The sequence below is a fragment of the Commensalibacter sp. M0133 genome (assembly GCF_016101485.1).
GTDB classification, from domain to species: Bacteria; Pseudomonadota; Alphaproteobacteria; order Acetobacterales; family Acetobacteraceae; genus Commensalibacter; species Commensalibacter melissae.
In genome coordinates this window covers 41538-54010 of record NZ_JACFQI010000004.1, presented here as the reverse complement: position 1 = coordinate 54010, position 12473 = coordinate 41538, and the positions used below count along the sequence as shown (strand labels likewise).

Below are 12473 nucleotides of genomic sequence, written 5' to 3'. Positions count from 1 at the left end.
TTCAGTTATTTGATCTCTACATGATTTTTAGAAAAGAGATAAGTTTGCGCATGAAGTAACCTGTAATAATGCTGTTATTATTTTTAATGAATAAAGAATAAGTATGTCAAAAAATCTTTTTCAAGGGGATTTGACACGTTGTTTGATCCTTACCATGGGGATATTCGGTTTTGTTTCAACTCATCGGTTGCAAGCTCAACCTGCTGTTAATTTACCTTTTATAGGTCGTTTAACTTGGCTAGATAAATTTAGTTCTCGATGTTCTTCTGGTAGTTTTGCAAATGTTGCCGAAAAATTATTGCCGACGGTGGTTAATATCTCAACCAGTCGAGTTCTTAAACCGGGGCAGCATGACGATGAAGATGATGACAATACGGAGGATACCGCTTCTGATCCAGATTCCCCTTTCGAAAAATTCTTTCAAAACTATATGAATGGCAAGAGTGGTCCTGATGACGGTATGGATCATCTTCAGGCGTTGGGTTCTGGTTTCATTATTGATTCATCAGGTCTTATCGTTACAAATTATCATGTTATTAAAGATGCCGACCAGATTTTGATAACTTTACAGGACAATCGGACGGTTAAAGCGGTATTGAAGGGATATGACGAAAGAACAGATATTGCCTTACTTAAGATTAATGTGAAAGAACCATTAACCATTGCGCATTTTGGCAATAGTGATTATTCAAGGATAGGTGACTGGGTTTTGGCAATTGGTAACCCATATGGTTTATCTGGAACCGTGACATTCGGTATTATTTCATCAAGGGGAAGGGATATAGAGCAGGGGCCATATGACGATTTTATTCAGACAGATGCCCCAATCAACAAGGGAAATTCCGGAGGTCCCTTATTTAACATCAAAGGAGAGGTCATAGGCATTAATACAGCTATTTTTTCACCTTCTGGAGGGTCAATAGGCATTGCTTTCGCCATACCTGCCAATGAGGCAAGGGATATTATCAATCAGCTTCGTGTAAACGGCAAGGTGACTCGTGGATGGATTGGTGTTCGTATTCAGGAAATTAATGAAAGTATAGCGAGTAGCCTGAATGTAAAACCGTTTCAGGGAGCCTTGGTTGTAAAAATTGAGAAGGGTAGCCCTGCTGATAAAGCTGGATTAAAATCTGGCGATATCATAGAAAAAATAAATAGCCAGGTTGTTACAGCCCACACAATGCCAAGGATGGTTGCTGCCGCTCCCATTCATTCACAAATTAATTTAACAGTTATAAGACGGGGAAAAGTTGTTGATTTACCCATAGGGATACAAAATCTTGAAGAAAATGAGGAAAGTAAGGAGAGTGATATTCAGGATGAAAAGGCAAGGGTATTAGTAATTAAAGATCTGAATATTACGGTCAGTACGATAACGAATTTACTAAGACAGAAATATAATCTGGCAGAAAAACAGCAGGGCGTTGTAGTGACCACCGTACATCATAAAGAGAAAAATTTGATGCAGCGTTTAAAGCCTGGAGATGTAATTGTGGGAACAAATACTAAAACTGTAAATGATGTTGATATGCTTCAACAGGCAATCACAAGTGCAAAAAAAGAAAACAGGAATCCCACTTCAATGCTTTTGCTGGTTCAAAGCGGTTCCGTTATGCATTGGGTTGCAGTCCCGTTCGTTTCCGAAAGAAACAAAAGCGATCATAAACGATAATTCTGATCATGAATTCCAGGATTTACGGTTAATCGAGCAAGGTATAAATGAGGTTTGGAATTAAAAGGCTGAATTTATATCCCGCTGTTATTCAAAGTGTTCGGTTATTATTATCTGTAGCAACAGCAAGTCTACTTGCACATCTATGTAAATTGAACGAACCTTATTGGGCTTTAATTACAGCTGTTATCGTGACGCAAAGTCGTATCGCTCAAACTCTTCAGACCAGTCGTGATCAAATTATTGGTTCTCTGATTGGTGGAATTGCAGGGATCATAGCCATTGCCTTGCAGATTTATTGTGGCTGGTCACCGATTATAGTGTTTACAATCGTAATGATTCCGATGGTTATGTTCGTTTCATGGCGTCCCACCATGAGGCTTGGAGTTGTGACACTTGCAGTCGTTTTTCTATTCCCTTCACCCGGAGGGATTTTTGAAAGACCTTTTGATCGTATCTTTTCAATTGTTGTAGGTGTATTGGCCTCTTTATTGGTTAGTTATTGTATATTGAGACCTCAGGCTAGATATCATGCCTTTTTACATGCCAAGGAAGCTTTTAGTAAATTATATAAATTATTGCACGCTGTATTGATTGAAGGAATTTCATGGGATGCTGTTGAAGCCAAAAATGATGAAATCATTACAGAACTTCGCGAATTGGCCAGTGATATAGATGAAGCACGTAAAGAACGGCCTACCTGTGTTTTGGAAGAAACGGATCCTGTGCTTGTGCAGTTATTCCCAATTTTGCGACGTTTGCAAAGTGATAGTATTTTCGTGGCAAGAGCAATGGAGGCTTATGGTCAAAAATTACATCCCAATACCGAAAAAGCCTTGGAACATGCCTTAAAAGAAATATTTTATTTTTTTAAGATTCAGTCTGTAAGGCAGGCCAACGGCAAACATAAAAAATTGCCGAATGCCTGTGATATTCATGTTGATTTTGATTCCTTGTTAAATCCACTGCTGGAAGAGGCTAAAAAATCTTGCCCTTCCATCATTCAATTTACATTAAAGGCGCTTTGTAATGATTTTTGCAGAGGTCATGATATCTTTTCCTCATGAAATGCTTTTAACGATATTATTTTGGTTTCTTATAGTTTGAGATTTCATCATCGCTTAATGTTCTTGCTTCATTGGCAAGCATTATTGGTATGCCATCCCTAATTGGATAAGCCAGACCTGCATTGCAACTGATCAGTTCATCAGCTTCACGATCATAAATAAGAGGGCCTTTTGTCACAGGACAGACAAGGATTGAAAGCAGTTTTGGATCAATGGGAGGGGTATTTTGAGACATTTGTTTATCCTTTAATGAATCAGATAAATTCTATTGGCAATCGGGCTTAAGAAAATAATAAGGTTGATAATTGACGACGTCCCTGCAACGTGGCTGGATCGTCAAATCCCCAAGATTCAAAAAAACGTAACAATTGTTTTTTTGCCGCTTCATCATTCCAGTTTTTGTCTCTTTTCATAATTTCAAGCAATTCATGTGCGGCTTCATTTTTTTTTCCGGCACCATTTAAAGCGGTAGCCAGTTCATAGCGAGCCTGATAATTATCTGGATCCGATTTGATTTTATCCATTAATGCCTGTGTATCCCCAGTGTTTTTTTTACCTTCCAAAGCAAGGTCAATGGCAGATTTTGCACCTATAATTTCGGCATGATCCTGTATGGATTCCGGAATTTGATCAAGACTTTCCTGTGCCGCTTCTGGTCCTGCACTGGCAAGAATTGATCGTATCAACCCGCCCCATGCTTCCGGTTTTTCAGGTTCCAGTTCAAGGGCTTGGGAAAAAACACCCATTGCCTCATCGAATTTTTTGTCATGCAACAATGTTTGTCCCTGTTCAATTAAATCCGTGCTGGGCATTGCACTGCCAGCGGTTTTTAATAATTGACTGACAAATTGTTGAATTGCACTTTCAGCTTGCACCCCTTGAAATAAATCGACTATTTGCCCCTTCCAAAAAGCAGCAACCAGAGGGATAGACTGAATGGGAAGGCCGATTTGCATCAATTGTTGGACAAGGGCTTGATTTGCGTCTATATCGATTTTTACAAGTTTCACGCGTCCTTGAGTGGCATTTGCAATTTTTTCCAATAATGGTGTAAGTTGTTTGCAAGGGTTGCACCAATTCGCCCAAAAATCAACTAAAACAGGAATTTTTTGGCTGGCTTCAACGACTTCCTGAACAAAGCTATTTTGATTACCTTCAATAATACTCGTTTTGGAAGAAGAAGCCGATGAAATGGCTGTTCCATGTTCAGTCAAAAGTTGACCTTTTGCAGGTTGGGACGGGGAGTTAAAAAGCGCCATAAATCATATCCTGTTTCATTTAAATGAAAAATTTGATTCTCATATGTTTAACAATTTCTAGATATTAGAATTGATTTTTGTATATATTATAGTGGATGAGAGACAGGAAATAAAAATAATTTTTAATTTTTGTTTTTTCCGCTTGCATCTTTAATAGAAATATCATAAAAGGCTTTTACGTTCTTCAGAGCGGGCGTAGCTCAGGGGTAGAGCACAACCTTGCCAAGGTTGGGGTCGTGGGTTCGAATCCCATCGCCCGCTCCAATTAATAATTTATTAAGTTAAATCTTACTTAATATAGATTAATTTTTTAATCAAATAATCATTATATTTTCTGTAGCGTACAAAAGAAATTATATGAAATTAATTCATATATTGTTATTAAATGTATAAATGCTTGAGAATAAGATATTATCGTCATAACTTGGTTTTTATTTTAAATATTCCAACTAAATATAGTTCGTAATAAATTCAAAAGATTATATGATTTTCTATTTCAAAAATAATTTATAGAAACTGAAAATTTCCATTATTGATTTTTCTCGGAATTTATTATTTGAATTTCTATCAGAAAAATTTGTTATTCCAAACAAGTGTATATCGTTATTTTTAAGTTAATATAATAAAGTTATCGTAATTAGTGTTTTAAGGCTGTTATGGTCTTTACATGACAAAAAATTGATAATTTTAAAAAAACCAAATTTTATAATTTTTAAATATGGTTCAAGAGATTAAATTTAATCAGAAAAAATTGCCTTTATATTGTGCAATAGGTTCGCAGTAATTATGTATCAATCATTATTTTTTTAATGGACTAGATAAAGATTGAAGAGTAATTGTGAAAAAAAAGTTATTGGTTTTACTTTTTATTTTATTGGGATTTGGAATTTGTGTTCAAGCGCAAAATCCATGTCAAAATAAGTTTTTATATGGAAAACCGCCAGTTATTGAATGGCCGATAAAAACAGTCTGCTTCAAAGATTATGCCGCTTCTTTTTCAGATATAACTTTGGGGAATATTTATTCAGCTGAATTTTTGACAAAAAATCAGGTAATGGCCAGTAAGAATATGAAAAGATATGGTAAATTTGATAATCGTGATCCTGTTATCAGGGATTACAGAGGATCAGGTTTTGATCGTGGTCATATGACGCCTAGTGGGGATATGCCTGATTATCAATCTCAGGTACAGACTTTTATCTCCAGTAATATTGTACCTCAGACAAAGCAGCTGAATAGTGGAAAATGGAACTGGATTGAACATAATGTAAGGAAAATGGCAATATCCTACGATCAGTTATATGTTATAACAGGTTCTTATTTTCAGGAACCGGTCAAAAGAATCGGTTATGACGGAGTATGGGTTCCGTATGCGGTCTGGAAAGCGGTTTATATTCCTTCCTTAAAAAAGGGTGGGGTTTATTTTTGTAAAAATTCACATAGGCCTGTATGTTATCGCATGAGTATAGCTTTTTTCATTAACAAAACCGGGATTGATCCTTTTCCAGCGTTATCCAATGATATCAAGGAAAATAAATTTCCCTTGCCTAAACCTGTTCGTCTAAGGGTTAAGTAATATTTTTTATATTTTGAAGACAAGAATTGAATTTAATATGGAATACTGTTTCTGACCTTTTTGAATAGTTAATGAGAATTTTATTGTATTATGCTTTTTATCAGCATATTTTTCATACACTTATGTGTATTGGTAGTACCGGGCCCTGATTTTCTATTAAATTTAAGAACAGGGTTAACAGGCAATAAAAAAGCTGTCATTCAAGTTGTAACGGGTACAACATTGGGGGCAATTATCTGGGCTTTGTTCTCGTTGTTGGGATTGCACCTTATTTTTTAATATTATCCTTTTTTACGTGAATTAGTTTTATTTGGCGGGTTAGTTTATTTATTTTATATGGCATGTCAGATTTACAGATCGGCTGATTTACCATTGCCGGTAAAGCACGGCATTGGTCATTCATATTTTTTTACCGGATTGTTTACCAATTTAACCAACCCGAAAGCTTTACTTTATTTTTCAAGTATTTTTTCAATTATTCATTTTGGGTTAAATCCTTTTACTGTTTTTTTTATTTTTATTATGATAACGCTTGAAACCCTGATCCGGTTTCTTTTTGTAGGATTGGCTTTTTCACATTCCGGGATACAGGCCTTTTATCAAATCTATAAATCCAGGATAGATAGATTATCAGCATGTGTTTTTGTTATGTTTGCATGCTCAATTATATTTAAATTATTTGTAAAATAAATTATCCTTATTATGTATAATTAAGTTGGTTTTAAACTATTTAGTATATTCCATGGTTGTGAATATTTGAAAATAGGAACACATAATCAGAGGATTTGTGATGTTAACGATTATTCAATCTCCGTCAAAATATATCCAAGGTGCTGGTGCACTTGAAAAAGTTGGTAAATATGCCTTGATGCTGGCCAATAGTTATTTGGTTGTCGCTGATAGTTTTGTAATGAATTTGACACAAGCCACATTGGAAAAAAGTTTCCAGATTTCCTCGGTGCAGGCATATTTTAAAATTTTTAGGGGAGAGTGTTGTAAAAAAGAGATTAATCGTTTAGGGGAAATTCTAAAGAGACACGGTTGCAAAGGAGTTGTCGGTGTTGGTGGCGGGAAAGCCCTTGATACAGCGAAAGCCATTGCGTTTTATAATAAGGTTCCGGTTATAATTGTTCCGACAGCTGCATCGAATGATGCGCCAACCAGCGCTTTATCTGTAATTTATACCGAAGATGGCGGTTTTGAGGAATATTTGATGTATCCTTCCAATCCTGATATGGTAATTATGGATAGCACAATTGTTGCCAATGCACCTCTTCGTTTATTGATTTCAGGAATGGGAGATGCATTATCTACCTATTTTGAAGCCAGAGCCTGTTATGAGGCAAGAGCTGTCTCCATGGCAGGGGGGCAATCAACATTGGCAGCCTTGAATTTGGCCAGGTTATGTTATGAAACCTTGTTGGAGGAAGGATTGAAGGCGAAAGCGGCTGTCGAGGCTGGAGTTGCTATAAAAGCTGTCGACAACATTATCGAGGCGAATACGTATTTAAGTGGTATCGGATTTGAAAGTTCTGGCCTGGCAGGTGCACATGCAATCCATAATGGATTAACCGTTCTTGAAGAATGTCATTCCATGTTACACGGTGAAAAAGTTGCATTCGGCACTTTAGCCCAGCTTGTACTTGAAAATGCGAAACAGGAAGAATTGGAAACCGTTCTTGATTTTTGTGTACAAATAGGTTTACCGGTTACTCTTGACCAAATTGGTATACAGGATAATGATGATCTTAAGGGAAAAATAATGAAAGTGGCAAAGGCAAGTTGTGCAAAAGATGACACTATACACAACATGCCTTTCGAAGTTTCTGAAGATCAGGTTTATGCCGCTATTATGGCTGCTGATAGAATTGGTCATAAATGGTTAAAAAACTATAATATTGTTTTGTAGCTGCATTCAATCATACGCAATTTCGTGAGATTGTGTATGATATTTTGTTAATTATTCTGTATTAGATTGAAAATCAATTTTTCTTAAATTAGAAAGCGCCCTAAAATTACATTCCTTGACATGATAAATCATACATGCTTCAGTTTCATGTGGATTTTTTAGGGATTGTCCATCCTGGTCAAAAAATATCCTGCATTTTTTATAGCTGATAATTAATTTATTTTTCTTGAGTGCAAAAGGGTCAACAAAACCTGTTATCTCAATTTTGCAGCTTGGAGTGTTATAATGAATCATGCCATAAGCCGGATAGTATGGCATATAACCTACAGCCGCATAATTAACCTGAGTTCTGTTTTCATAGAGGATCAGATTAACGGGATCCTTTTCGACAGTTTGTTCTGTAATAGATTGTGAGGAATGAGAAGGATTCATTGCCATTGTGGGTAAAGATAAAATAATGCAGATAATTGTATATGCATATTTTATTTTTGATATCAAGGATAAGGATTTCATTTGGGTTGACCCTTTTCTTCGGATTTGCTTGAAGAAATATTCTCTTTAATCGTTATCGGATAAATACGGTTTACTATTGGCAATGTTTCAAAAGAGCAAAAATCCCCATGCCATGTACTACAAGGAATTGTCTCACTAAGTATTTTCAATTGATGGTTTTTTGTAATTTGCATAGATATTTTGCAATAGGGATCTTCTTTGGCAGTGAATTCTAGTTTTGATGGATCATGATGGTTGAGTACCGTATTTCCATGGGTATTGGCCTGACAGGTAGGAGAATTGTAGGCTATTAAAGTTGCTCCAGGATGGATGGGATCTAAGGCTATAATATAATTTTTGCTTATGCCGACATGGCTTTCGAAAATTTCTATTTGTGGTAAGATGCTAGACGATTTATTTAATGGACCGATTTTAACACTGGATTTTGTATTTACAGATCTTGCATATGTCAAATTCGATAAAACAGTCAAAGAGATTATTAGAGACAGGATTGTATACGATAAAAATTTTATCAATCTAAAACTCCACATTTGGGTTTTAATAAAAATTATTCTAAATGAAGATTTAGGATAAGCGTAATCTTGTTCTGATTTCAAGCTTGTAAAAAAATTAAAGCTTACGAATCAAATTGTGAAAATTAGGATGCCATATTTATAATAATAATGGCATTTATTTTAAATCAGTTCATTTCATAAAAAAGTTGTTGAATAGTATCTAATTCATTAATCTTGTTTGCCAAGATAAGTTGTAACAAAATTCTGGCTTTTTGCGGGTTTAAATCAGCTGCGGCTATAAATTTGTTGGCATCATCATTAACTTCAACATTACGATTGACAAATCCGCTTCCCGTTCTGCTGGATCGAACAACAATAACACCCTTGCTGGCGACCTCTTTCAATGCTTGTATTGCCTGGGTTGATGTATTTCCATCACCAACGCCAGCAAGGATTATGCCTTTTGCACCTCTTTTGACCGCATCATGAATAAGATCTCCATCCATCTGGATATGAGAATAAATAATTTCAACACGCGGAAAAGGGGCTTTCTCAGGTATGGCGTAAATATGTTTCCTTGCATTACTGGACGTACGGTAAAAATATACATGATCATTATTGATAATGCCGATTGGCCCTGTATTGGGGGATTGAAAAGTTTGGAGGCTGGTTGTATGGCTTTTTTGAACAGAATGTGCATCATAAATCATGTCATTCATTACAATCATGACAGGTTGGTGATAAGCCTCGGGGCGTGTAGCCAATTTAACAGCATTGACAAGATTGGATGCACCATCTGAACTGATAAAATTGGTCGGGCGCATTGCACCCGTCAAAATAATTGGTTTTTTCGAATTTATAAGTTTATCAAGAAAAAACGCGGTTTCTTCCATGGTATCAGTGCCATGGGTAATGACAATTCCTGATACTGAAGGATCATTTTCAGCAGCCTGAACTTTTTTGGCCAATTTTAACAAAATTGTATCAGACATATCCTGAGAACCGATTTGCGCCACGGGATCAACATGAATTTTTGCCATGTTTTGCAAAGCAGGTATGGAAGCGACAAGATCTTCTCCTTTGGTGTTGCCTGCTTTATATTCGAGCTCGTCTGTTGTCGCTGATCCTGCGATGGTTCCTCCGGTAGTTAGTACAAGAACCTGTTTTTTTTCAGGCCTGATAACACGATCTATATCATTCATCGGTTTATCTTTCTCAGTTTTTGCATAAGAAGGGGAAAGTAAAATCAGACTTAATCCCATGGGGATAATTAAAAACTGAAAGAGGGATCTAGGTAAAATATTCATTATATCAGAATTAATTTTATATAATTTAATTATATTGATTGATCCAGGTTACTACCCTACCCATATTCAATATACTATTTTTCTATTAATTAAAAATATTATTATTAATATGCTCTAATAAAGAGACAAGGTACAGGTTAAAATGGTTTTGAGTGTGTTCAAAAAAGGCTGTAAACGGTTCATGATGCCTTATTTTTCACAGTGGAAGATGACAATTTTACCTGTTTTGCAAAAAGGATATAAAACAGATTTTATACAGGTAACTGAAAATTGTGACATGACCTGTTTAATTGATCTATCTTACGCCCTGCATCCACAATCATTCATTAATACGATAGAATTTGAATGTGGAGATCCTACGATAATTCTGAATGAATTCTTGATTTCAAAACGTAAATTTTCAGTCAATATTTCCGGAGGAAAAATAAATACGAAATCGACGATTGCATTGAAAATCATTACTGATACAGGATTAGAGCAAATTTTTACGGTTTTACTGGATGTTATTGGTCAAAATAAAACAGTTTATAATCAAAAGCATGGTTTAAGAAAACCTGAATTATGGGTTATTAACAGCGATCCAGATCAACATTATAAGCAGGAATTTGGATTGTCCTGGATTGAAGGTGATTTATTATTAAATCTTAAAACACACAATCTCTGGCAATATGACCCTAAAATTAATTCAAAATGGTTCAAGATTTTTACAATGCAGGGGGTCGTTAAGCCGATTTCAATTGAATATAACCTTTTTGACAAGTCTTATCTATCGCAAATTGAAAAATCATCAAGTCCTGATATAAAAAGGAATTCATTGTGTAATGAGAATATTGATGTCAAGTCCATTCATACAGATGCATTTATATCTGGGAATCCTATAGGAAAAGGAATTTCTGTCGTTACAGAAGGAATGATTGCCGGACAAAGTCTTTATATTGGAACAGCAAGAATAAAACCTAAAAATATTTATCTTGGTTGTAACGGGGTTGTTTCGACTAAACATCTTTCAGCAGATTTTTTGCAGCTCGCATTCTTCTCCATTAAAGAACTACCAAATTATGTTCCAATAGGCACATTAATTTTATGTCATGATTATCCAGGTTATTCTTCACCAGTTTTACTTTGCTCCATCAAGGATAAACCGAAAAATTCTGGGGAATGGAATATTGTTAATGATAAAGTCTTGGTAAAAAATAACATATCGGGAAAACCGGATTTAACTGTAGTTTCTTCCAATTTATCATTATTGGATGATGATAAAATTGTAGAGATAAGACCCTCGGTCACAAACAATTCAAATCGGATTGTCAAGCCTGTTCCATCAGAAAAATCTTTTTCTGCAAATAATCACCATTATATAAGGTTGTCATTCAAAGATTTAATCATTCCACATTCAAAGAAAATAGAAAATTCATGGACTAAACTTAAACTGGATAAAATATCCCTTGTTCAAAACATTTCAGATGAGTGGCAAAGTAAAAATGAATTATGGCGGATTCCCGCAACGGGCTTGTTACAAATAAATGGCTCATTCATATTCAAGGAAGAAAATATGGATTTGTCAGGACCAATCTCTTTTCATGGTGGCGATCAATTAATTTTAAAAATTGTTAAAACCGATAAAACAATTCGGTTTCAACCTGTTAATCAAATTGAATTTCCCCTGATTCCTTATATCAACGATGTGATGAATACAATTTGTGCCAGTGCAAAGCTAACTTTTTCTAATGCGATTCCTGTAACAAAAGGAGATCAAATAAGTTTTGAAACGGTTTATTTGCATCAGCCTGATACCTTGAAAAACAATCTGGACCTGAAAATTAGTAAAGCTGTTTTCGAGATATATATTTTATAAGTAATTTTATCAGGTTCAAAGTGAAAAATAGTTGAATAACCATATGATTCTATAGCCTGAAACATATACTCATCGATAAATCCAAATTTGTTTGTAAAATATATGACGTTATGACCAAAGCATATAAATCTTATAAATCAATGGGAAGTTATTTAAATAAATATTCAGTTTTGCTGAGGTAGATGAACCAAAAAATTTTGTTTCAATCTTATCTTTGTTGTTTCTATGAAGTTATGCCGCAAATTTATTTATTTCTAGCTTGATGCATTGAAGAAGATGTCCAAATCCGATAAGCAAGAGTTATATCGTCTGGCACATAGACAACGAGGGGTAGTTTACTATTGTAGTTTATAAAGGTTAAATTGGTCGTAATTGAAACCTGCTTCTCTTGTTTAATGATCTGTGGACAGGCCATCAGGGTGGAAGCCGGTTTGCTGATTTTGTCTAATCTGTAAAAATCATATCCCCATCCTTGAATTGTTTGTGTTGTAATATGACCATGGATTATGACCGTGTTACAGTCTGATTTAATTTTTTTCTGGGGAATCAATTCAACACGTGCATTGTATTCATTGGAGAGGGGTGGTAGTTGAATTACGATTCTTTGATATCCTTTTTCTGCTTTAGGCCATATGGATAGTTGATTTTTACCAAGATTAGCAGAAGCGTGATATAGTGGTATTAAATAACACATGGATAAAAGAAGAAGAAATTGTTTTCGAATTAACATTTTTATTTCCTAAATGATAATTTTAGTTTTTAATTATAAGTTATGATAGTAAAATTATTCAACAAGACCTTGTAATTTTATTTTCAAATAT

General features: G+C 35.0%; 11 protein-coding genes, 1 tRNA gene and 1 pseudogene. 7 read left to right on the top strand and 6 right to left on the bottom strand.

Annotated elements, in window-relative coordinates:
• Positions 1-103: 103 nt before the first annotated feature.
• Positions 104-1672, top strand: a complete 1569-nt coding sequence (locus tag H3T46_RS07625; RefSeq protein WP_232349969.1) for a Do family serine endopeptidase — start codon at positions 104-106, stop codon at positions 1670-1672.
• A 47-nt stretch (positions 1673-1719) separates the two neighbouring features.
• On the top strand, positions 1720-2739 hold the full coding sequence (locus H3T46_RS07620; RefSeq protein ID WP_155569001.1) for an aromatic acid exporter family protein: 1020 nt from the start codon (positions 1720-1722) through the stop codon (positions 2737-2739).
• A gap of 16 nt (positions 2740-2755) precedes the next feature.
• On the opposite strand, the gene H3T46_RS07615 is transcribed toward H3T46_RS07620, so the two are convergent.
• Positions 2756-2974 carry a Trm112 family protein gene (locus H3T46_RS07615; RefSeq protein WP_155569002.1) on the bottom strand — a complete coding sequence of 73 codons (219 nt, stop codon included), beginning with the start codon at positions 2972-2974 and terminating at the stop codon, positions 2756-2758.
• A gap of 46 nt (positions 2975-3020) precedes the next feature.
• Complete coding sequence (locus H3T46_RS07610; protein WP_198197028.1) at positions 3021-3998, bottom strand: co-chaperone YbbN; 978 nt, start codon at positions 3996-3998, stop codon at positions 3021-3023.
• A 189-nt stretch (positions 3999-4187) separates the two neighbouring features.
• Between H3T46_RS07610 and H3T46_RS07605 the strand changes: the two genes are divergently transcribed.
• The 4 genes and pseudogenes from H3T46_RS07605 to H3T46_RS07585 all read left to right on the top strand — a co-directional run bounded on the left by H3T46_RS07605 (position 4188) and on the right by H3T46_RS07585 (position 7483).
• Positions 4188-4262 (top strand) — tRNA-Gly (locus tag H3T46_RS07605).
• Positions 4263-4836: 574 nt separating this feature from the next.
• The gene (locus tag H3T46_RS07600; RefSeq protein ID WP_198197029.1) at positions 4837-5574 is read left to right on the top strand and encodes a DNA/RNA non-specific endonuclease; all 738 of its coding nucleotides are present in this window, start codon (positions 4837-4839) and stop codon (positions 5572-5574) included.
• 90 nt (positions 5575-5664) lie between these two features.
• Positions 5665-6264, top strand: a pseudogene (locus H3T46_RS07590) (LysE family transporter).
• 100 nt (positions 6265-6364) lie between these two features.
• A complete protein-coding gene (locus H3T46_RS07585; RefSeq protein WP_198197031.1) occupies positions 6365-7483 on the top strand; it encodes a glycerol dehydrogenase in 1119 nt (372 codons plus the stop codon).
• Between the two features lie 51 nt (positions 7484-7534).
• On the opposite strand, the gene H3T46_RS07580 is transcribed toward H3T46_RS07585, so the two are convergent.
• The 3 genes from H3T46_RS07580 to H3T46_RS07570 all read right to left on the bottom strand — a co-directional run bounded on the left by H3T46_RS07580 (position 7535) and on the right by H3T46_RS07570 (position 9797).
• Complete coding sequence (locus tag H3T46_RS07580; RefSeq protein WP_198197032.1) at positions 7535-7996, bottom strand: hypothetical protein; 462 nt, start codon at positions 7994-7996, stop codon at positions 7535-7537.
• Entirely contained in the window at positions 7993-8511 is a 519-nt protein-coding gene (locus H3T46_RS07575; protein ID WP_198197033.1) for a hypothetical protein, read from the bottom strand. The genes H3T46_RS07580 and H3T46_RS07575 overlap by 4 nt, the downstream gene beginning before the upstream one ends.
• A 164-nt stretch (positions 8512-8675) precedes the next feature.
• Positions 8676-9797, bottom strand: coding sequence for an asparaginase (locus H3T46_RS07570; protein ID WP_232349968.1), 1122 nt, complete (start codon positions 9795-9797; stop codon positions 8676-8678).
• A gap of 142 nt (positions 9798-9939) precedes the next feature.
• On the opposite strand from H3T46_RS07570, the gene H3T46_RS07565 reads away from it, so the two are divergent.
• The gene (locus H3T46_RS07565) at positions 9940-11652 is read left to right on the top strand and encodes a hypothetical protein (RefSeq protein WP_198197034.1); all 1713 of its coding nucleotides are present in this window, start codon (positions 9940-9942) and stop codon (positions 11650-11652) included.
• 244 nt (positions 11653-11896) lie between these two features.
• Here H3T46_RS07565 and H3T46_RS07560 read toward each other — a convergent pair whose 3' ends face one another.
• Positions 11897-12382 carry an ecotin gene (locus tag H3T46_RS07560; RefSeq protein WP_198197035.1) on the bottom strand — a complete coding sequence of 162 codons (486 nt, stop codon included), beginning with the start codon at positions 12380-12382 and terminating at the stop codon, positions 11897-11899.
• Between the last annotated feature and the right edge of the window lie 91 nt (positions 12383-12473).

Coding starts and splice junctions, on each gene's coding strand:
- H3T46_RS07625 (WP_232349969.1), top strand. CDS start 104: ATGTCAAAAAATCTTTTTCAAGGGGATTTGACACGTTGTTTGATCCTT.
- H3T46_RS07620 (WP_155569001.1), top strand. CDS start 1,720: ATGAGGTTTGGAATTAAAAGGCTGAATTTATATCCCGCTGTTATTCAA.
- H3T46_RS07615 (WP_155569002.1), bottom strand. CDS start 2,974: ATGTCTCAAAATACCCCTCCCATTGATCCAAAACTGCTTTCAATCCTT.
- H3T46_RS07610 (WP_198197028.1), bottom strand. CDS start 3,998: ATGGCGCTTTTTAACTCCCCGTCCCAACCTGCAAAAGGTCAACTTTTG.
- H3T46_RS07585 (WP_198197031.1), top strand. CDS start 6,365: ATGTTAACGATTATTCAATCTCCGTCAAAATATATCCAAGGTGCTGGT.
- H3T46_RS07580 (WP_198197032.1), bottom strand. CDS start 7,996: ATGAAATCCTTATCCTTGATATCAAAAATAAAATATGCATATACAATT.
- H3T46_RS07570 (WP_232349968.1), bottom strand. CDS start 9,797: ATGAATATTTTACCTAGATCCCTCTTTCAGTTTTTAATTATCCCCATG.
- H3T46_RS07565 (WP_198197034.1), top strand. CDS start 9,940: ATGGTTTTGAGTGTGTTCAAAAAAGGCTGTAAACGGTTCATGATGCCT.
- H3T46_RS07560 (WP_198197035.1), bottom strand. CDS start 12,382: ATGTTAATTCGAAAACAATTTCTTCTTCTTTTATCCATGTGTTATTTA.